Origin of the sequence: Amycolatopsis nivea, from assembly GCF_004522235.1 — a bacterium.
Taxonomy (GTDB): domain Bacteria; phylum Actinomycetota; class Actinomycetes; order Mycobacteriales; family Pseudonocardiaceae; genus Amycolatopsis; species Amycolatopsis nivea.
The window spans coordinates 165323-185573 of record NZ_SDLT01000017.1 but is presented as its reverse complement, the minus strand read 5'-3'; the positions used below and the strand labels follow the sequence as shown (position 1 = coordinate 185573).

19 protein-coding genes are annotated in these 20251 nt (G+C 69.7%); 13 read left to right on the top strand and 6 right to left on the bottom strand.

What is annotated here, in order from left to right:
• The first annotated feature begins 7 nt into the window (after nt 1-7).
• The 5 genes from EIZ44_RS21555 (at nt 8) to EIZ44_RS21535 (ending at nt 5672) form a co-directional block, all read left to right on the top strand.
• Complete coding sequence (locus EIZ44_RS21555) at nt 8-145, top strand: orotidine 5'-phosphate decarboxylase / HUMPS family protein (protein WP_338081086.1); 138 nt, start codon at nt 8-10, stop codon at nt 143-145.
• A gap of 104 nt (nt 146-249) precedes the next feature.
• A complete protein-coding gene (gene tkt, locus EIZ44_RS21550; protein ID WP_205673255.1) occupies nt 250-2352 on the top strand; it encodes a transketolase in 2103 nt (700 codons plus the stop codon).
• A gap of 305 nt (nt 2353-2657) precedes the next feature.
• Complete coding sequence (gene hxlB, locus EIZ44_RS21545; RefSeq protein WP_134730770.1) at nt 2658-3245, top strand: 6-phospho-3-hexuloisomerase; 588 nt, start codon at nt 2658-2660, stop codon at nt 3243-3245.
• Between the two features lie 44 nt (nt 3246-3289).
• Nucleotides 3290-4258, top strand: a complete 969-nt coding sequence (gene glpX, locus EIZ44_RS21540) for a class II fructose-bisphosphatase (RefSeq protein WP_134730768.1) — start codon at nt 3290-3292, stop codon at nt 4256-4258.
• Between the two features lie 31 nt (nt 4259-4289).
• A complete protein-coding gene (locus EIZ44_RS21535; RefSeq protein WP_037819252.1) occupies nt 4290-5672 on the top strand; it encodes an ATP-dependent 6-phosphofructokinase in 1383 nt (460 codons plus the stop codon).
• A gap of 10 nt (nt 5673-5682) precedes the next feature.
• Here EIZ44_RS21535 and EIZ44_RS21530 read toward each other — a convergent pair whose 3' ends face one another.
• The 5 genes from EIZ44_RS21530 to EIZ44_RS21510 form a co-directional block, all read right to left on the bottom strand.
• Nucleotides 5683-6303: a CBS domain-containing protein gene (locus tag EIZ44_RS21530; RefSeq protein WP_134730766.1), complete on the bottom strand. Its 621-nt coding sequence runs from the start codon at nt 6301-6303 to the stop codon at nt 5683-5685.
• Nucleotides 6304-6349: 46 nt separating this feature from the next.
• Nucleotides 6350-6748 carry a VOC family protein gene (locus EIZ44_RS21525; RefSeq protein WP_037819255.1) on the bottom strand — a complete coding sequence of 133 codons (399 nt, stop codon included), beginning with the start codon at nt 6746-6748 and terminating at the stop codon, nt 6350-6352.
• A 1208-nt stretch (nt 6749-7956) separates the two neighbouring features.
• Complete coding sequence (locus tag EIZ44_RS21520) at nt 7957-8358, bottom strand: hypothetical protein (protein ID WP_134730764.1); 402 nt, start codon at nt 8356-8358, stop codon at nt 7957-7959.
• Nucleotides 8359-8372: 14 nt separating this feature from the next.
• Nucleotides 8373-10049, bottom strand: a complete 1677-nt coding sequence (locus tag EIZ44_RS21515; protein ID WP_134730762.1) for a right-handed parallel beta-helix repeat-containing protein — start codon at nt 10047-10049, stop codon at nt 8373-8375.
• Between the two features lie 142 nt (nt 10050-10191).
• Nucleotides 10192-11088: an SMP-30/gluconolactonase/LRE family protein gene (locus EIZ44_RS21510; RefSeq protein WP_134730760.1), complete on the bottom strand. Its 897-nt coding sequence runs from the start codon at nt 11086-11088 to the stop codon at nt 10192-10194.
• A 69-nt stretch (nt 11089-11157) separates the two neighbouring features.
• On the opposite strand from EIZ44_RS21510, the gene EIZ44_RS21505 reads away from it, so the two are divergent.
• Nucleotides 11158-11619 carry an Lrp/AsnC family transcriptional regulator gene (locus EIZ44_RS21505; protein ID WP_134730758.1) on the top strand — a complete coding sequence of 154 codons (462 nt, stop codon included), beginning with the start codon at nt 11158-11160 and terminating at the stop codon, nt 11617-11619.
• A gap of 19 nt (nt 11620-11638) precedes the next feature.
• Here the strand turns inward: EIZ44_RS21505 and EIZ44_RS21500 are convergent, their stop codons facing one another.
• Nucleotides 11639-12514 (bottom strand): alpha/beta hydrolase, encoded by an 876-nt coding sequence (locus tag EIZ44_RS21500; RefSeq protein ID WP_134730756.1) that lies wholly within the window; start codon nt 12512-12514, stop codon nt 11639-11641.
• A gap of 101 nt (nt 12515-12615) precedes the next feature.
• Here EIZ44_RS21500 and EIZ44_RS21495 point away from each other — a divergent pair, with 101 nt between their 5' ends.
• The 7 genes from EIZ44_RS21495 to EIZ44_RS21470 all read left to right on the top strand — a co-directional run bounded on the left by EIZ44_RS21495 (nt 12616) and on the right by EIZ44_RS21470 (nt 20244).
• Nucleotides 12616-13452, top strand: coding sequence for a helix-turn-helix transcriptional regulator (locus EIZ44_RS21495; RefSeq protein ID WP_134730754.1), 837 nt, complete (start codon nt 12616-12618; stop codon nt 13450-13452).
• A gap of 126 nt (nt 13453-13578) precedes the next feature.
• Nucleotides 13579-14760, top strand: coding sequence for an ABC transporter substrate-binding protein (locus EIZ44_RS21490; RefSeq protein ID WP_134730752.1), 1182 nt, complete (start codon nt 13579-13581; stop codon nt 14758-14760).
• A complete protein-coding gene (locus EIZ44_RS21485; protein WP_205673254.1) occupies nt 14757-15839 on the top strand; it encodes a FecCD family ABC transporter permease in 1083 nt (360 codons plus the stop codon). Before EIZ44_RS21490 ends, EIZ44_RS21485 begins: the two co-directional genes overlap by 4 nt.
• Nucleotides 15830-16588 carry an ABC transporter ATP-binding protein gene (locus tag EIZ44_RS21480; RefSeq protein WP_134730750.1) on the top strand — a complete coding sequence of 253 codons (759 nt, stop codon included), beginning with the start codon at nt 15830-15832 and terminating at the stop codon, nt 16586-16588. The genes EIZ44_RS21485 and EIZ44_RS21480 overlap by 10 nt, the downstream gene beginning before the upstream one ends.
• A 292-nt stretch (nt 16589-16880) precedes the next feature.
• Complete coding sequence (locus tag EIZ44_RS45160) at nt 16881-17861, top strand: ornithine cyclodeaminase (RefSeq protein ID WP_205673253.1); 981 nt, start codon at nt 16881-16883, stop codon at nt 17859-17861.
• Nucleotides 17852-19192: an alanine racemase gene (locus tag EIZ44_RS21475; RefSeq protein ID WP_205673252.1), complete on the top strand. Its 1341-nt coding sequence runs from the start codon at nt 17852-17854 to the stop codon at nt 19190-19192. Before EIZ44_RS45160 ends, EIZ44_RS21475 begins: the two co-directional genes overlap by 10 nt.
• Complete coding sequence (locus tag EIZ44_RS21470; protein WP_238605310.1) at nt 19189-20244, top strand: PLP-dependent cysteine synthase family protein; 1056 nt, start codon at nt 19189-19191, stop codon at nt 20242-20244. The genes EIZ44_RS21475 and EIZ44_RS21470 overlap by 4 nt, the downstream gene beginning before the upstream one ends.
• Nucleotides 20245-20251: the final 7 nt, after the last annotated feature.

Genomic DNA, 20251 nt, shown 5'->3' with positions numbered 1-20251 from the left:
GTTCTCGATCGCGGGCGGGGTGAAGGCCGCGACGATCGGGTTGGTGAAGGAGGCGGGCGCGGCGGTGGCGGTGGTCGGGGGCGGGATCTACAACGCGCCCGATCCCGCCGCCGCGGCCCGCGAACTCCGCCGCCTCACCGCCTGACCACACCCGCCCGCTGCGCGCCGGACAAGCGCCGGCGCGCAGCGGAGCGGATCTGCTTTTTCCGAAACCCGCCGAAGAATCGACATCATCGGGAGTGCGCTTCCATGGCAGCAAACCAATCCCCTGACGAGATTGCCCGCCTGACCGCCAAGCGGCTCCCGGAAGACTGGAGCGGTCTGGACGAGCGTGCGGTGGACACCGTCCGCTTGCTGGCGGCGGACGCGGTCGAGCGGTGCGGGAGCGGGCACCCCGGCACCGCCATGAGCCTCGCGCCGGTCGCTTACGCGCTGTTCCAACGGGTTCTGCGGCACGACCCCGGCGACCCGGAGTGGATCGGGCGCGACCGGTTCGTGCTGTCCGCCGGACATTCCAGCCTCACCTTGTACATCCAGCTGTACCTCTCGGGCTACGGCCTGGAACTGGACGATCTGAAGGCGCTGCGCACGTGGGGTTCGCTGACCCCGGGCCACCCCGAATACGGGCACACGAAGGGCGTCGAGATCACCACCGGCCCGCTCGGTCAGGGCTTGGCCAGCGCGGTCGGCATGGCAATGGCGGCCCGCCGCGAGCGCGGCCTGTTCGATCCGGACGCCGAGCCGGGCACGAGCGTGTTCGACCACCAGGTCTACGTGATCGCCTCCGACGGCGACATCGAAGAAGGCGTCACGTCCGAGGCATCGTCGCTCGCCGGAACCCAGCAGCTCGGCAACCTCACGGTGATCTACGACAGCAACGAGATCTCCATTGAGGACGACACGCGCATCGCGCTGTCCGAGGACACCGCGAAGCGCTACGAGGCCTATGGCTGGCACGTGCTCACTGTGGACGGCGGCGAGGACGTAGCCGGGTTCCTCGGCGCGATCGAGCAAGCCAAGGCGGAGACCTCCCGTCCGACGCTGATCGTGCTGCGCACCGTCATCGGCTACCCCGCCCCGACGAAGATGAACACCGGCGGGGTGCACGGCGCCGCACTGGGCGCGGAAGAACTCGGCGCGGTCAAGCGCGCTCTCGGCTTCGATCCGGAGCTGAGTTTCCAGGTCGACGACGAGGTCTTGCGCCACACCCGCGAAGCAGCCTCGCGGGGCCGGGCGGACCACGAGAAGTGGCAGCTCGAATTCGACGCCTGGGCACGAAGCAACCCGCAGGGCAAGGCCCTGCTGGACCGCCTGGCCAAGCGCGAGTTCCCGGCTGGCTGGGCGGCCGACCTGCCCGTCTGGGAGCCGGGCGAACCGGGGGTCGCCACCCGCAAGGCATCGGCCGCGGTGCTGGCTGCGCTTGGCGGGGTGCTGCCCGAGCTGTGGGGCGGCTCGGCGGATCTGGCCGAGAGCAACAACACCACGATCAAGGGTGCGGATTCCTTTGGCCCGGCCGAAATCTCCACCGACGCCTGGACCGCCCAGCCCTACGGCCGCACGCTGCACTTCGGCATCCGTGAACACGCGATGGGGTCCATTCTCAACGGCATCGCGTTGCACGGCGGAACCCGTCCGTACGGCGGCACTTTCCTGATCTTCAGCGATTACATGCGCCCGGCGGTGCGCTTGGCCGCGCTGATGGAACTGCCGGTCATCTATGTGTGGACGCACGACTCGATCGGCCTCGGCGAAGACGGCCCGACGCATCAACCGGTCGAGCACCTGGCCTCGTTGCGGGCGATCCCGGGAATGTCGGTGGCTCGCCCCGCGGACGCGAACGAGACCGCCTACGCTTGGAAAGCCGCGCTGGAGAACACCGGAGGCCCGACCGGGCTCGCGCTCACCCGGCAGAACGTGCCGACGCTGGAGGGCACCTCCGCCGACGGCGTTGCGCGCGGCGGCTACGTGCTCGCCGAAGCGTCGACCGGCACGCCCGAGCTGGTGCTGATCGGCACCGGTTCCGAAGTGCAGCTGGCGGTAGCGGCCAGGAAGATCCTCGAGGACGAAGGGATTCCCACGAGGGTCGTGTCGATGCCGTGCGTGGAGTGGTTCGACCGGCAGGATCCGGCCTACCGGGAAAAGGTGCTGCCTCCTTCGGTGCGGGCCCGGGTGGCGGTCGAAGCGGCGATCGCCCAGCCGTGGCACCGGTTTGTCGGCGATGCCGGCGAAATCGTGTCGCTGGAGCACTTCGGCGCTTCGGCGGATTTCACGACGCTGTACAGCCAGTTCGGCATCACCGTCGACGCCGTGGCGGAAGCCGCACGCCGAAGCGTGCGTTCCGTTCGGCGGTGATGTCGTTGCCGCGGGCGGCAGGAGGATCCGGGAACATCCGCCCGGAACGCGTCCACAAGGGCTGATGGGAGCCTCCTGAACGGTACGCCCGCACGAAGCGGCCCCGGCGGTGTTTCCGCCGGGGCCGCTTCCTTTTCGCCGTCATTATTCGTCATCCCAATCAGGGGATAGCTTTTCCTGATGCCGCAAGGCTTGCTGGCCGGACCGGCAGTGGAGAATCCTTGTGGTCTAAGCAGATTGGCCCGCGCGATGGCCGCGCAGGCGACGCCCCAAGGTCGCCCGCCCGCGAGTGGAGGAAGATCTCGTTGACGAACACGATTCCCAAGAAACTGGACGCCGCGCTCTTCACCGGAGCGACCCGCGCGGTCGTCGGAGAGGTGGACCGGGTGAGCGCGGCGGTGCAGTCCGCGTCGTGGCTCCGAGCCGGCGCGCTGCTGCTCAAGGCGCCGGCGGTGTTCACCATCGGCACCGGGCGGAGCGGCCTCGCGCTGCAGATGGCCGCGATGCGGTTCATGCACCTCGGGCTTCCGACGCACGTCGTCGGCGAGGTGACGGCTCCGGCGATCGGCGAACGGGACGTCCTGGTCGCGGCATCGGGCTCCGGGTCGACCGCTCGGGTGGTGCGGGCCGCGGAGACCGCTCGGGCCCAGGGCGCCGACGTGATCGCGCTGACCACGGCTCCCGAGTCGGCGCTGGCCAAGGCCGCGACCGAGGTGCTGGTCATCCCGGCCGCGGACAAGCAGGACTTCGACGGCAACTCCTCCGTCCAGTACGCGGGCAGCCTGTTCGAACAGTCCGTCCTGCTGATCACGGATTCGCTCTTCCACGCGCTGTGGCAGACCAGCGGCACTCAAGCCCGCGAACTGTGGCGGCTCCACGCGAATCTCGAATAGCGGCCTCGCCGTCCTGATGCGACCGACCGGAATGGGAGCCCGAAATGCACTGTCAGACTGAGGCCGCGCCGCGCACGTGCGTCGATGTCCACGCACTGGAGGCGGTGGCGCTGGCCGCGACCCGCAGCGCCGCCGTCGCCAGCTACGGCTGGGTCGGCCGGTACGACCAGAAGGCCGCCGACGCCGCTGCCACCAAGGCGATGCGCGAAGCGCTGGCGAAGGCTCCCGGCCGGGGAACGGTGGTCATCGGGGAGGGCGAAAAGGACGACGCCCCGATGCTGTTCAACGGCGAGATCGTCGGCACCGGCAACGGCCCGGATTTCGACATCGCGGTCGATCCGCTGGAAGGAACGTCCTTCTGCGCCAAGGATCTTCCCGGCTCCCTGGCGACGATCGCCTTCGGCGAGCCGGGCACGCTCTGGTCGCCGGGGCCGGGGTTCTACATGGACAAGATCGTCGTGCCCCCGCAGGCGAAAAACGTCGTCGATCTCGACGATCCGCCTGAACGCACCCTGGCCAACGTTGCCGCCGCGCTCGGCAAGAAGGTCAGCGAGCTCCGGGTGATGATCATGGACAAGCCGCGGCACCAGGACCTGATCGCCCGCGTGCTGCGGGCGGGCGCGGCGGTGCAGACCCCGGCGGGCGGCGATGTCGGCGGAAGCCTGGCCGTGCTCCTGCCGACGCTCGACGTCGACCTGCTGCTCGGCGTCGGCGGCACGCCCGAAGGCGTGATGACCGCGGCCGCGGTTCGCGCGCTGGGCGGCGGGATGCTGGGCCGCCTCGCCCCGCAACGGGACGAAGAGGCGGACGCGATCCGCGCGGCGGGCATGTCCCTCGACCGCGTCTACGAATGCGACGAACTCGCGGCAGGCGACGCTTTCTTCGTCGCGACCGGGGTCACCGGGGGCACGCTCCTCGACCGCCCCCGGAAATGCGAGGGCAAGACCACTTGCGAATCGCTGCTGATTTCCCGGGGCGAGATCCGCTACCTCACCCACACCACCTTCGAGTGACCCACGCTGTCCGCACGACCAGGGAGATCCGGTGACGCTGCATTTGGACGACCTCCGCGTTCGTCATCTCGGCGAGTGTCGTTACGATTCGCCGCTCGCCGAGATGGTGTCGACGAAACAGACCTCTCCGCACTATGTCGCCGAGGGCGACCGGGTCCTGCTCGAGGACACCGTGTCGATGCTGGCCGGGCACCGCCTCCCGCCGGCGCGCCTTCCGAGCTTCGAAGGGGCGGGCCCGCGCCGGAAGATCTACTTCGACCCGGCACGCGTCACCGCCGGGATCGTCACCTGCGGAGGGCTGTGCCCGGGGCTGAACAACGTCATCCGCGGCCTCGTCCAGGAACTCGCGGTGCACTACAAGGTGAAGCGGATCCTGGGCTTCCGGAACGGCCTGCAGGGGCTGACCGCCGAGCATCGGCACGACACCGTCGAACTGACGCCGGCGCACGTCCGCGACATCCACAAGGACGGCGGCACCATCCTGGGCAGCTCGCGCGGCGGCCAGGACGCCGACGAGATGGTCGACAGCCTCGTTCTGCGGGGCGTCGACGTCATGTTCGTCATCGGCGGCGACGGCGGGATGCGCGCCGCGACGTACCTCAGCGACGCGATCCGGGCGCGCGGCCTCGACATCGCGGTCATCGGGGTGCCGAAGACCATCGACAACGACCTGCCCTTCACGGACCAGTCCTTCGGTTTCCAGAGCGCGTTCGCCCGGGCGACGGACTTCATCTCGGCGGTTTCCGTCGAAGCCGCGTCCAGCCCGAACGGGGTCGGGATCGTGAAGCTGATGGGCAGGCATTCCGGGTTCATCGCCAGTTACGCCGCGCTGGCCGCCAACGGCGCGGACATCGTGCTGATCCCGGAGATCCCGTTCGCGCTGGAAGGACGGGACGGACTGCTCGCCCACGTCGAGCAACGCGTGCGGGCGAAGGGCTACGTCGTGATAGTGCTGGCCGAAGGGGCCGGTCAGGAACTGCTCGACCGGCCCGGCGCGGCGCACCGGAACGGGCGCGCCACGGACGCGTCGGGCAACGTCAAGCTCGGCAACGTGGGGGAACTGCTCAAAGACCGCATCGCCGCGCACCTGACCGCGGCAGGCCTTCCTCCCACGATGCGTTACATCGACCCGAGCTATGCGATCCGGAGCATCGCGGCCAACCCCTACGACAGCGTGTATTGCCTGCGGCTGGCGCACGCGGCGGTGCACGCCGCCATGGCGGGCCGTACCGCGGCGGCCGTCGCGCGCTGGCGGCGGCGCTTCGTGCACGTCCCGCTGTCTCTGATGACCAGCCGCCGCAACCAAGTCGACCCCGATGGCGACCTGTGGCTGTCGGTGCTGGAAACCACCTGCCAGCCCGCGGAATTCGGCGCCGCGGCGGGCCGGGAGAAAGTGCCCATGGGCTTTTGCTGAGCGGCCGGGTTCACAGTGCGTGCGCGGTGCGGTCGTCGAAGCCGAAGTCGAGTTCATCGCTGACGGCCACTACCCCGCGCACGCACTGTGCGCTCCGAACAGCTTGCTCGGCAACGCTTCTCAGCCCGACCGTGCCGGTGAGCGTCACGACGCCATCGGCGACCCGCACCGTGACGCCTTCCGGCGCACCGGCTTCGGCCTCGGCGCGGATGTCGGCGTCCGACCGCAGCAACGCGGACAGGACGTCGCGGTGGGAGATCAGCCCGACCAGCCGGGCGGCCTGATCCACCACGCACAACTGGGCCGGCTTGGCGTCCGCGAGCCGTCGGAGCGCCACGTGCAGGGGCGCGTCGGCGGCGATCGTGGGCGCGGGGGCCGTCATCAGCTCGCCGGCAGTGCGCGCAAGCGCTTTTCGCCACCGGCTCCGGCGGCGCGGCCCGCCGAACGCGGGCAGCCGGTCCGCGCCGCCGTGGAACTCGCTCTTCGCCGCCACGTCGGCCGCGGTGACGAGCCCGATCGGCCGGCCGGCCGGATCGACGACCGGCAGCGCGGGCACGCCGTGTTCGAGCAGAGTCGTGACGAGGTCCCGGAACGAGGTGTCGCGTCCGGCCGAGACGACCTGGCGTGCCATGACGTCGGCTACTCGCTGATCGCACATGGCTTTCCCGGTGGCCTGGTCATTCCGGACCGGCGAAGAACTCGAGCGCGATGTTGTCCGGATCGCGGAACGAAACGCCGCTGCCGTAGTGCGCTTTCTTCACCCCGCCGTGCGAAATGCCGAGCTCGTCCAGCTTCCGGGCCCATCCGGCCAGCGCGGCGTGCGATTCGACCGCGAACCCGATGTGGTCCAGCCCCGTGCGGCGCTCGTCCGCCCGGTCCCGGGTTTCCTTGCCGTGGTGGGTGTGCAGCCCGAAGAGCATGCCGCCGCCGAGAGCGAAGACCGTGTGGTGGAATTCGCCGCCTTCCTCGTCCTCGTCCAGGACGGGCCCGGCGCCGAACAGCCTCGTGTACCACTCGGTGCTGCGCTGAAGATCGGACACGGTGATCGCGATGTGCTGCAAACCTGGGAAAGCCATGTGCACCCCTTCGCGCGGTCGGCATGCCCGCTCGCATGCGGACGTACCGGTGTTCTTACCAGCCGCCGCGCGGCCGGAGCCCGCTCGATCGAACGGGCGGCGGAGGGACCGGGACGAGCGGGCGGCGGGGCCGGATGAACGGGAAGCAGGCCGGCGAGCAACTCGGCATGGGCCGCGCCGCGGTTTACCGGAAGCTGGCGCAGTACGGGATCGACGTGCAGGAGTTCCGCTCCTGATCTGGGGTCGCCGTGCGAAGGGACTTCGACGTTCGGGTCGCGCGACGGAGCCCGGGCAGCGAATGCGGGCGGCCGGGGTTCGCCCGCGCGGCGCGCAGGCGAGCCGGCAGGCGATCGTGACGTCTGGAAACGAGGTCGTCCAGCCTGCCAGTTCGGCGACGACGCAAGCGGCGAGTTCGGCCGCACGCGGGAAGTGCCATGCTGCCGCAGCGTGGGGGATCTTCAGACTCGTTCCAGCAGCGCGGGCGAGCAGTTCGCCGGCGCTGCCGGACTCGACGCTGGACACGCGACCCCGAGCGGGACAGGTGACCGACTAGGTCCACACCTACGACACCCGTCAAAGGAACAGGCTGACCACAAGTTCTGTGAACGTGACTGGAGAAACTGCCGCGTCAGGAGTCCGCGATGAGGATTCTTCAGCGGGAACTCGTCGGGTGCTCCGAGACGACCGGTCCCAGGCGTCTTCGTCCGGCCCGTCCCAGCTGCTCGCGACATGCCGCAGCGCGCTCCACACCCGGTGGCGCGGCCGCTCCGAGGGGTACGGTGGACGCTGGCGGCGACCTCCGATTCGGGGGATCTCTCCAAACCCAAGGGATTTTGGTCCCCGTGCTCTCCGATGACCTGCGTTGTCGCTGGTCAGCACACCGCTAGGCCCAGAAGGACCCGGCAGCCGGTTCGAGACCGGCCCGCTCTGCATTCCTTTGCATAGGCTGTGACCTGCGGAAACGTCCGTGCAGACGATCTTGGCGCGCGAGTGCCGCACCATCCGCCGACCGGCTTGCGTGAAAATGCGTTGAAGGCACTGCTAGCCCCTGCGAAAGGGAAAGGGCCGTCGAACTCCAGGACCGGGAGATCATTCCGGTGCTGATCGACTGCGGCGTCCGGCACCCGGCCGGGAACGTGGTGCGGACTGTGCCCGGCACCGCCTTCCGACCGTCCACTGTAGACCGTGAAGGGCGGGGCAGGCGAACCTCAGAGAGGCAGCTGGCTGAGCGCGTGCACCAGCTCCTTGCCGGTTTCGACGGCGCCCTCGTGTGCTCCGGTGAGCAGCCCCATCGCGAGCTGGGCCAGCAGGCCCTTCAACGCGGTGAGGCCCTTGCGGACGATGCCTCGGTCCGGCTCCGGCTTGACCACCTCGGCGAGGACGGCGTCGGCGGTTTCGCGGGCGTCGCGGGCGTCCGCTTCGGGCAGCCCGAGGCCGCCGAGTTGCCGCTTGACCTCGGCGACGACCTCGGCGACGGCTTCGAACCCGGGCGCCACTTGCTCGGTGTGCGCGAGGTTCTGCGTGACGTTTCGGTTGTTCCACGCCAGCTGCGAATTGTGCACGCCGCCGTGGATGACCGGGCCGTGGTGATGGTGTTCTTCGGTGGGCACGGGTTTCCTCCCGGTCAGGTGCGGTGGTCGGGTGTTGCTTGCTGGACGACGGTGTTGCCCCAGGTGAGCACGGACTGGACGACGTCCCCGTGGATGACCGGGCCGTGGTAATTGTGCACGATCTGCGGTGGCTCGGGCTTCGGCTCGACCTCGATCACCCGCAGCGGCGAGCGGAACTCTTTCAGCACGGCGCTGCCGTTGTGGTGCACGGCGCAGCCCGCGGACCCGTTGACGTCGACGTTGCGGACGAGAGCCGTCGCGCCGTGCAAATTCAGGCCGGCGGTCGTAGTGCCGGTGAAGACGCTGTCGTCGAGAACCAGGTTGGCCTTCTCCGCGACGAAGACGCCCATGGACGGCGACCCGGAAACAGTGAGTCGCCGTGCGGTCAGCGTCGCCTTGCCCAACACGGCCCCGCCACTGAGTTCGGTGTCGCTGGCCTCGCAGTCGTGCAGGTCCAGATGGGCGCTGCTGCTCGCGCTGAACGCGATCTGGCCGCCGGACACACTGCAATTCGCGGCGCGCACCGACGAATTTTCGTGCCCGAGCATTCCGACGAGCTCGAAGTCGCGCACTCGCGCTTCGGTGACCTGAACGTCGGCGGTTCCGTTGGCTTCGACCGCGACGGGGCACCGCGCGACGTGCAGCCTGGTCAGTTCGGAATTCCCCTGGCCCGCGAACCGCACGGCGGTGTTGTCCAACCCCTCGATGACGGTGTCGGCGGCGACCAGGCGCGCGTTCTCGACGTAGATCCCGATGTTGCCGCCGTCGAAGCGGCAGCCGCTCAGGACCGGCGTGCCCTGGGTGGCCACGAACATGCCGAACTTCCGCGCCTGCCGGACCGTGACGTTCTCGAACCGTCCGGCCCCGCGGGTGTTCACATCGATTCCGGCCACCCGGGGGTTTTCGAAGGTGCATCCGCGCACGAGCGGGTCGGCGCCGTCGGCGACCACCAGCCCGGTGTCGGTCGGGCCGACGTGCGTGCCGGTGATCGTGCCGCGGGCCCCCTGGGCGTAGCGAATGCCGGTGGTCTGCGCGGCTTCGATACGGCAGTCGGCGACGTCGAGGCTCCCGTTCTGGTCCGCGGCGACCGCGGCGTCGCCGGTGCCGGTGAACCGGCAGCCGGTCACGGCGGCGCGGGAGCCGCGGGAGAGCAGGCCGTGGACCCGGCACCGGTCGAATCGGCTGTCGCGCACGGTGACGTCGGCGCCAGCGGTGGCCCACAGCCCGGTGTTGGCGGAGTCGATGAACACGCATCGTTCGAGCAGAGCGTGCGAACCAGTGAAGAGCGCGCGGCCGTACTGCAACTCGGTGTCCGTCACCGTGACCGAACTGCCGGGCGGCCCGTGCAACGCGGCGGTGTCCCCGTGCGCGACGAGGGTGCACGCGCTGATCGCGAGAGTGCCGGCGGCACAGCGGACCACGTCGTTGTCCCGCGCCCGGAGCACGAGGCCCTCCAGCCGGACGGTGCCCGAGGCTACGACGCCCGCACCGGTCGGCGGGCAGATCTCCACCGTCCCGGGCTGCCGCGCGGCGATCCGCACGTCCCCCTGCACGAACAGGCTTTCCGGATAACGCCCCGGATCCACCTCGACAACGCACGACCCCCGCCGCCCGGCGGCACTGCGCAGTGCCGACTCGATGCTCCGGTGAGCTCCGCGCTTGCCGGGCGAAACCCGGAGTCTGACCGCCATCCCGTCCCCTCCTGTGGCTCCCGAGCATAGCGGTGAGCGTCTCGTCGCACGGGGAACAAGCGAGAGTGCGTTGACCGGAGTCGACCGTCCCCGCCTCAGGCCGAAGCCGTTCGCGATCAAGTTGCCGGGTGGGCGATTCCGGTCAGCGAACCCCGTTGAAGTTGACGCGCAAGGTGTAGACCGAACTGGACGCGGTGATGAACAGTTCGTTGCGGCGCGCTCCGCCGAAGGTCAGGTTCGAGCAGATCTCCGGCACCAGCAGCTTGCCGATGCGGGTGCCATCGGGAGCGAAACAGTGCAGTCCGTCGTGGGCGGCTGCCCAGACTCGTCCTGCGGTGTCCACCCTGAGCCCGTCGAAGCCGCCGTTGTCGGAAGTGCCGAATACCTCGCCGCCGGTGAGCTTGCCGTTGTCGGTGACGTCGAAAACCCTGATGTGGCTGGGATTTTGCCGCGTGTCCGCGATGTACAGCTTGCTCTCGTCCGCGGAGAAGGCCAGTCCGTTGGGGCGTTCGAAGTCATCTGCGACGATCCGGACCTCTCCGTCCGCCGGGTCGACTCGGTAGACGTGGCAGGCACCGATCTCGCTTTCTGCTTGGTAGCCCTCGTAATCGCTGTCGATGCCGTAGCTCGGGTCGGTGAACCAGATGGATCCGTCGGATCGTTCGACGACGTCGTTAGGGCTGTTGAGCCGTCGGCCGCGATAGTGCTCCGCGAGTACGGTCACGCTGCCGTCCGGTTCGGTGCGCGTGACGCGGCGGTGGCCCTGCTCGCAGCTGACCAGCCGCCCCGCGCGGTCTCTGGTGTGGCCGTTGGCGTAGCCCGAGGGCTGCCGGAACACGCCGACCTGGCCGGTGGTCTCGTCCCAGCGCAAGGTCCGGTCGTTCGGGATGTCGCTGAACACGAGGTAGCGGCCGGCCGGGAAATAGACCGGTCCCTCGGTCCAGCGGCATCCGGTGTGCAGGCGCTGCATCCACTCGTCGCCGTTGCAGCGCGCGAACCGCTCGTCCAGCACTGCGAACTTAGTCTTGACCAGGTCCACTGGTTACCCCCAGGTTCTGAATGTCATCTCGTTGAGAGCTTGTCGTGCCGAACCTGATATCGCCAAGGCGTGGATGACTTGGATCGCAAACTCCTCGCTGAGCTGCAGCGCGACGCCACCCAGGCCTATGCCGCGCTGGGGCAGGCCGTGGGACTGTCCGCGGGCGCCGCGCACGAGCGGGTGCGGAAGCTGCGCGAGCAGGGCGTCATCCGGCGGACCACCGTCGACGTCGATCCGGCGGCGGTCGGCCGGGGAGTGGCGGCGTTCGTGCTGGTGGAGGCCAACGCCTGGATGGGCGACTCGCCGACGAGCGAAGCGATCGCGGCGCTCCCCGAGGTCGTCGAGGCGCACGTCATCGCGGGCCCGGCGGCTCTCCTGGTGAAGATCCGCACGGCGACTACGGAGGAACTGCAGGCCTCGCTTCGCCGCCTCTACGCGATCGACGGAGTCACGAGCACCCAGGCGATCGTCGTCCTCGAGACCTTCTTCGAACGTCCGCTCGACACTGCTTCCGGGGGCGCTGGACAGTAGAGACCCTGCCGCCCAACGGTCACAGGTGCTTGCCGAAGAACTCGGCCAGCTTTTCCGCCGCCGGGCCGACCGCCGCCGGGCGGTCGTAAAGGTCCACATGGGACGCTCCGGGGACGCGGAACATCTCCTTCGGACCAGTCGCCCGCTGGAACGCCTCGATGCTCATCCACATGGTCTCGGCGCGGTCGCCGACGATCATCAGCAGCGGTCGCGGCCCGAGCAGCGGGAGCGGTGCGAAAGCGTCGAAGAACGCGAGCCGGTCGATGCTGTCCCAGGCCAGCGTCTTGGCGGAGCGGGGGTGCGCGCCGCGCGGGGTGCAGTAGTACTCCCAGCCTTCGTAGGCGTGCTGGCCGGCGGCGCGCGCTTCCTGTTCGTTCGCGGGGAAGACCGGCAGGCCGCCGGGCGCGGTGCGGGAAGCGGTCAGCATCGCGTCGAACACCGCCGGGTCCTGGGTTCCGTCTGCGCCGAGGCGCAGCTGGCGGGAGACGTCGGCGGCGCTGACCGTGGCGACGGCTCGCACTCGGCGGTCGGTGGAGGCGGCGGTCAGCGAGTAGCCGCCGGACGCGCAGATGCCGAGCAAACCGATCCGGGCGGGGTCGATGTCCTCGCGGCCGGTCAGGTAGCTGACCGCGGCTTTGAAGTCCTCGACTCGCTGAGCGGGGTCTTCGAGTCCGCGCGGCAGGCCCTCGCTTTCGCCCTGGTAAGCGGCGTCGAAGGCGAGAGCGGCGTAGCCCTGCGCGGCCATCAGCTCGGCGTACGAGCCCGCGGTCTGTTCCTTGACACCGGTGCCCGGGTGCCCGACGACCAGCGCGGGGTGCGGGCCGGGGGTGTCCGGGAGATAGAGGTGGGCGGCGATGCGGAGGTTGTTGCTGAGGAAGGAGATGTCGTTTCGCATGTCTCCAGCTTCGGCGCGGTCCAGGGTCTGAACCAGGGTCAGTGCTGCCTATGCATCCCAGTACCAGGCAAGCGGCCCGGCCCGCACGGCACACTGGTGGCATGGCAAGCGAACTGGGCGACTTCCTGCGCGCCCGCCGGGCGGCGCTCGATCCGCGGCAGGCGGGGTATCCGGACGACGGACGACGGCGGCGCGTCCCCGGGTTGCGGCGCGAGGAGCTGGCTCAGCTCGCACACCTCAGCATCGACTACGTCGTGCGGCTCGAACAGGGCCGCACGAACCGCGTTTCCCGGTCGGTGCTCGACGCGCTGGCCGATGCCCTGCAACTCGCGCCGGACGAACGCGCGTACCTCTTCACGGTCGCCGACGTCGCGCCGGTCTCCCCGCGGCAACCGGCCCGGCCCGAGGTCGCGCCCCGGCTGCGGCAGTTGCTGGACACGATGCGCGACGTTCCGGCCATGGTGCTGCACCGCCGGATGGACGTGCTGGCCTGGAACCGCGGAAGCGCCGCCTTGCTCACTGATTTCGAGAAATTGCCGGTGGTTGAGCGGAATCTCATCCGGCTGACCTTTGTGGACGAATCGTTCCGGTCGCTGTACGCCGATTGGCCGCGGGCTGCGCGCGAGTGCGTTTCGGTGCTGCGGATGGAAGCCGGACGCACGCCGCACGATCCGGCGTTGAGCGCGCTGGTCGGCGAGCTGAGCGTGCGGGACCCGGATTTCCGGCGGTGGTGGGCGGATCACCAGGTGCGCGGGCCGCGTGCGCTGTCGAAGGTCTATCGCCATCCGGTCGCCGGGCGGCTCGAACTCGACGTGCAGCAGTTCACAGTGGACACTCATCCGGAGCAGCTGCTGGTCGCCTATACCGCGGAACCGGGTTCGCTGAGCGAGGAGGCGCTGCGATTCCTGCTGCAGTGGTCTCCCGAGCAAGCTCGCTGAAACGCAGTTCTTCTGGTCCGCGGAATCGGGCGGGACGCATTCTCGGTTTCGCATGGATGAATCCGGCCGAATCGGGGCGATTCGGTCAGGGCATTGCGCACGGCGGGTCCGCTGTTAAGGTAAGGCATGCCTAACTTCCTGACCTGGCTTCGTCGACGTCCGGAACGGCTCCGGCCGGGCGCAGTCCTGCTGGCGGCGGTCCTGGCGGCCGGGGCGTGTTCGGCGCCGCAAGGCGCGGACGCCGGGGCTGCCAAACAGCCGCTCACCGACGTGCTGGGGCGGAAGGTGGAGGTTCCGGTGCCGGCGAAGCGGATTCTGCTCGACGGGGCGCGGATGCTGTACACGACCGCGTTGCTGGACAAGCAGGATCCGCTGCGGGGGATCGTCGGGCTGCCGAACGACCTGGAGCAGAACGATCCCGATTCCTGGCAGCAGTACCGGAAGGCGTTCCCCGGGCTCGACCGGATCCAGCGCACCGGACAGGTGTACGACGGGTCGTTCTCGGTCGAGGCGGCGCTCCGGCTCCGGCCGGACGTGTTCGTGATCAGCGCGGCGAACTTCAAGGCGGCGCAGGATTCGGGCGTCGTGGACAAGCTCGACCGGGTCGGGGTCCCGACCGTCGTGGTCGACTACTTCGAGAATCCGCTCGGGAACACGGTCCCGTCGGTGCAGTTGATGGGCAAGCTGACCGGCCGGACCGCCCAGGCGGACGCGTTCGCAGCTTATTACCAGTCGGCCATAGATCGGGTCCGGTCGCGGCTGGACAATGCTCACCAGCCGCCGACGCCGACGTTCCTGTGGCGTGCGCCGGGGTATTTCGACTGCTGTTCCAGCTTCGCGAAGTCCAATCTCGCCAAGATCGTCACCTTCGCGGGCGGCGCGAATCTGGCCGACGACGTGCTGAAAACGCGGCAGGGGACGGTTTCGCCGGAGACAGTCTTGAGCCGGAACCCGGACGTCGTCATCGCGACCGGTGCGGACTGGGCGCCCGGCACCCCGGCGAAGGCGGGTTCGTTCGTGTCGCTCGGATACGCCGAGAAGCCGGAGGACGCCAAGGCCCAGTTGCAGTCGATCGTCCAGAAACAGGCGGGATTTCCGCAGCTGAAAGCGGTTCGCGAGCATCGGACGTACGCGGCGTGGCACCACTTCTACGATTCGCCGTACAACTTCCTCGCCGTCGAGTGGTTCGCCAAGTGGCTTCACCCGGACCTGTTCCAGGACGTCGATCCCGACGCGACGATCCGTGAACTGCACGCGAAATTCCTGCCGGTCCCGTACCAGGGCACGTTCTGGACGGAGCTGCCGTGACGGCTCAGGCTGAACTGGCGAGCCCGGAAGTCCGCGTCGCGGAGGTCGTCGACGCACACCGCGGCCGGGCCCGGCGCAAACGGCTGACCGTGACGGCGTTGGTGCTGCTGACGATTGCCGTGGCCGTGGCGGACATCGCGGTCGGCGGCGAGGCGCTCGGGATCGGGGACACGGTGCGGGCGATCTTCACGCCGTGGGACGCGCCGGCGATGGACACGGAGATCGTCTGGCACCTCCGGATGCCGATGACGGCGACGGCCATTCTCGTCGGCGCGGCGTTGTCGCTGGCCGGGGCGGAAATGCAGACCGTGCTGAACAATCCGCTGGCCGAGCCGTTCACGCTCGGGGTGTCGGCCGCGGCGAGTTTCGGGGCGGCGCTGAGCCTGGTGGCGGGCGTGTCGGCGATCCCGGTTCTCGGCCTGGTCGGCACGGCCGGGATGGCGTGGATCTTCGCGATGCTGACCAGCGCGGTGATCATCGCGTTCAGTGTGGTGCGCGGCCCGCACACGGAAACCATGGTGCTGCTGGGGATCGCGATGGTGTTCCTGTTCACCGCGCTGCTGTCGCTGATGCAGTACGTGGCGTCGGAAGCGCAGCTGCAGCAGGTCGTGTTCTGGACGCTGGGCAGCCTGAGCCGGGCCACCTGGCCGCAGGTCGGGATGCTCGCGGTCGTCGTGCTCGTCGCGGTTCCGCTGGTGCTGCGGGCTTCCTGGAAGCTGACCGCGATGCGGCTCGGCGACGACCGGGCGCGGGCGCTGGGCGTGCGGGTCGAGCGGGTGCGGATCGTGGTGCTGGCGGGGATTTCCCTCGTCGCGGCGACGGCGGTGTCGATCGCGGGCAGCATCGGGTTCGTCGGGCTGGTCGGCCCGCACATCGCGCGGATGCTGGTGGGGGAGGACCAGCGCTATTTCGTGACCGCGTCGCTGTTCGGCGGGGCGTTTCTGCTGTGTGCGTCGTCGCTGGTGGCGAAACTGCTCGTGCCCGGCGTGCTCGTCCCGGTCGGGATCGTCACCTCGATCGTCGGGGTGCCGGTCTTTCTCGGGCTGATCCTGTCCCGCAGGAGGACCCTGTGGACCTGACCCTGCACGTCGAACGGCTCGCGTTCGGCTACGGGCGCACTCCGGTGCTGCGCGAGGTGACGCTGCCCGAGGTGCGGGCGCCGGAAGTGACCGCGATCGTCGGGCCCAACGGTTCGGGGAAGTCGACGTTGCTGCGGTGCGTCGCGGGGTTCCACCGGGTCCGGGGGCACGTCCGGCTGTCCGGGCGGGACGCGGCCGCACGCCCGGACGGCGGCGGAATCCTTTACCTGCCCCAGGATCCGCCGCCGCCGAGCTCGCTGACGGTCTTCGAGGCGGTGCTGGTCGCCCGGAAGCTGGGCGGCGGCGGACGGGACCACGACGACCGGGTGGCGGCGACCCTGCTGACACTAGGCCTGGACGGGCTCGCCACCCGGCGGCTGTCCGATCTCTCCGGAGGGCAGCGGCAGATGGTCGGCCTGGCGCAGGCGATGACGCGCAGACCCGACGTGCTGCTGCTCGACGAGCCGACGAGCAATCTCGACCTGCGCAACCAGTTGCGGGTGCTGCGGATCGTCCGGGAGCTCGCCCGGGACCAGCCCGCGGCGGTGGTGGCGGTGGTGCACGACCTGTCGCTCGCGGCCCGGATCGCGGACCGGATCGTCGTGCTGCACGAAGGAACGGTGCACTCCTCGGGATCACCCGCCGAGGTGATCACCGCGGACCTGCTCGGCGAGGTCTACGAGGTGGAGGGAACCGTCCAGCACGCCGCCAACGGGGTGCTGACGGTCGCGATCGCCGACAGCCTCTGAACACTTTTCTTGTGCCGCAACGGTTTGCCGGGCGAGGCAGCGGTGTGAGGTGCTTCACGACGCGAGTGCTGGGGCGGACCGTTTTCCCAGGCCGGGCTGGGCCCGCGGTGCCGGAGGATACTTCGACAGCCGGAGAAAGTTAGGTGAGCCTTGCCTAAGTGTGACGGGTCGGTTACCGTCGCTGCGACGCGGTCGGCGCAGCCGCCCGCGGACCGCCGGGAATGCGCTTCCCGGCCGGAGACCCGATTTCCACGCGCACGGTTCCCCGTTTCGATGGTGAGGGATTTTTCAGATGACGCAGCCCGATTTCCACGTGTTCACCCGCAGCGATCTGGCCGACGTGGCACTGGGCCCGGAGGACGTGATTTCCGCGGTACGGCAAGGATATCTCGCGCTGGCGGCCGGGGATTCCCGCTGTCCGACGAAGCTCATGATGCCGCTGCCGGACCAGGCGCGGGACGCGGTCGCCTATTCGATGCTCGGATTCGACGCGAATTCCCAGCAGGTCGGATTCAAGACCTCGTACCGGCAGGGAAACGACAACCGGGACAAGTACTACACGGTGATCAGCCTGTACGACGACACGACCGGAATGCCGTTCGCGCTGATGGACTGCGACCGCGTCGGAGCGTCCCGGACCCCGGCGACCACGGCGCTGATCGCGCTGGAATGCGCCAAACCGGACGCTCGGTCGGCATTGCTGATCGGCACCGGAGTGCAGGGCCAGCTCACCCTGCCGTATCTGCAGACCGCGCTGCCCGGCCTGGAACGGCTGATGCTCTTCGGCACCGCACCGGAGGGGATCCAGGCTTGCGTGGAGGCGTTTCACCGGTATTTCCCGGACCGGGAGGTCGAAATCGTCGACGACGTGCCGGAAGCCGTCGCCGAGGCGGACATCGCGGTCGCGGCGTCCGGGCGGGCCGCGCATCCGAAGGTCAAGACGAGCTGGCTGAAACCGGGCGGGCTGCTCATTTCGGTGTCCAGCAAGGGAGTCGACTCCTCGTCGCTGCGAGACGCCGACTACGCGCTCGCGACGAGCGAGGGCCAGCTCGGCGTGACCGGTTCCCGTTTCGACGACGGAGAAGGGAAGGCGACCATCGACGCGGAATTCCCGGACGTTCTCGCCGGGCGCAAACCCGGACGGCGTCATGCGTCGGACCGCGTGTTCGCCTTCAGCAGCGGAATGGTGATCACCGACATCCCGGTCGCGCACGCGCTGGCGACCCGTGCGATCGAGGCCGGCCGAGGGACGCGGGTGCGGCTGTGGAGCTGACGACGTCGACGATCTCCCTGCCGGCCCGCCAGGCGGACTGGGCCCGGCAGGCGCAAGAGGATCCGCTGCTGCTGGGCGAAATCGCCCGTGCGGTGGGCGGTCCGTTCCACGTGCTGCACCCGCGGCGGTTCGCGGACAACCTCGCCGCGTTCACCGACGCGCTCGTCGCCGCGGGAGTGTCCGGGCAGGTGTATTTCGGCAAGAAGGCGAACCGTTCGGCCTGCTGGGCGCCCGAATGCGCGAACGCCGGGGCGGGCGTCGACGTGGCCAGCGTGCCCGAGCTGGTGGCGGCGCTGGCGGGCGGCGTGCGCGGCGAGGACGTCATGGTCACCGGGGCGGCGAAGAGCGGCGATCTCGTCTGGCTGGCGGCCCGGCACCGCAGCTTGGTCGCGGTCGACGCGCTCGACGAACTGGATCGGGTGCTCGCGATCGGCCGTTCCGCCGAGCCGGTCCGGATCCTGCTGCGACTGGTGCCGGACACCGCGCTGGGAAGCCGGTTCGGGCTCACCCCGGACGAGGTGACCGAGGCACTGCACCGGTGCGCGGACGCGGGTTCCGCGGTGCGGATGGAGGGATTTTCCTTCCATCTCGGGGGATACGAGGTCGCGCCGCGCGCGCGGATGGCCGCGGCGGCGCTCGCGCAGTGCCTGCGGGCGCGGGAGTTCGGGCTGCCCGCGGCGGCGGTCTCGATCGGCGGCGGGTTCGCGGCGAGCTATCTCGAACCGGCGGACTGGACGCGGTTCACCGAGGAGTACCGGCCGTCCTGGTTCCACAATGGACAGACGTTCACCCATTTCTATCCCTATCACCAGTCGCCGACCGGTGCGGAGATGCTGGCCGAGGTGCTGGCGAGCCCGGCGTCCGGCGGGGCGACGATCGCCGCCGAATTCGCCCGGACCGGGACGGAGCTGCTGCTGGAACCGGGACGGGCGCTGCTGGACCAGGCCGGGTTCACCGTCTTCCCGGTGCAGGGCTTCAAGGAACGCGGCGGCTACGGGATCGTGACCGTGGCCGGGCTCAGCATGAGCGTCTCCGAACAGTGGAAGGGCAGCGAGTTCCTGCCCGACCCGGTGCTGTGGCCCGCCGACGGGCCCGGCGAACCGGTCGCGGCCTGCGTGGGCGGTTCGAGCTGTCTCGAGTACGACATGCTCAGCTGGCGGAAGATCCCGTTCCCCCGGCCGCCCGCGCACGGCGACCTGCTCGTGTACCCGAACACCGCCGGATACCAGATGGACAAGAACGAAACCCGTTTCCACGGCCTTCCGCTGCCCGCGCGGGTCGTGCTGGACCTGCCCGGCGCGGGCTGGCGGATCGAGGGGGAGGGCCGGTGAACGAGTTCATCCCGCGCCGCGGCCGCGGCATCGTCTCGCACGTGTCGGAGCTGATCGGGCGCACGCCGTTGTTCGAGCTGTGCACGACCGCCTCGGGCGTTCGCCTGCTGCTCAAGCTCGAACAGTTCAATCCGACCGGTTCGGCGAAGGTGCGCATGGCCGAGCAGATCATCGCCGACGCGGAACGCGAGGGCAGGCTGCGGCCGGGCGGCCGGATCGTCGAACCGACCTCGGGCAACACCGGGCTGGGGCTGGCTCTCGCCGCGCTCGAACGGGGATACCGGTTCACCGCGGTGGTCGATCACCATGCCAGCAAAGACAAATTGCGCGCCATGAAAGCGCTCGGCGCGGAACTCGTCTACGTGGCCGACGACGGCAGCGGCACGCTCCGCTCGGTCGAACGCCGCCGGGTCGCCGCCGAGCTGGTCGCGGCGGACCGCGAGGCTTACTGGCCCGACCAGCACAACCATCCCGGAAACGGCGGCGGCTACCGCGAACTGGCGAAGGAGCTGCTCGCCGACGCCGGGCAGGTCGACTGGCTGATCGGCGCGATCGGCACCGGCGGGTCCCTCTGCGGCACGGCCCGGGAGCTGCGCCGGCTGCGCTGCCCGGCGCGCACGATCGCCGTGGAACCGGACGGCTCGATCATCTTCGGCGCCCCGCCGGGCCCGTACCGGCAGACCGGAAGCGGCAGTCCCGCGGGGTTCCCGGTCGGGAAGAACGTGTGCCCGGAGCTGATCGACGAGGGCGTGCAAGCGTCCGATGTGGACGCGTTCGCGACCGCACGCGCGCTGGCCCGGCACACCGGCCTGATGGTCGGCGGATCTGCGGGCGGCGCGATTCACGTTGCGCTGGAACGGATCGACGCACTGCCGCCGGGCAGCACCGCGGTGGTGCTGGTGTGCGACGCGGGCGAGAAATACCTGGACAGCGTCTACGACGACGAATGGCTGCGCGAGCACGGGCTGCTCGCGCCGGACGTCGAAGAGCGAGTCCTGGAACGGCTGACGCGACATACTGAGGTCGGCCACGCACTGCAGTGGGTGTCGTGAACACGAG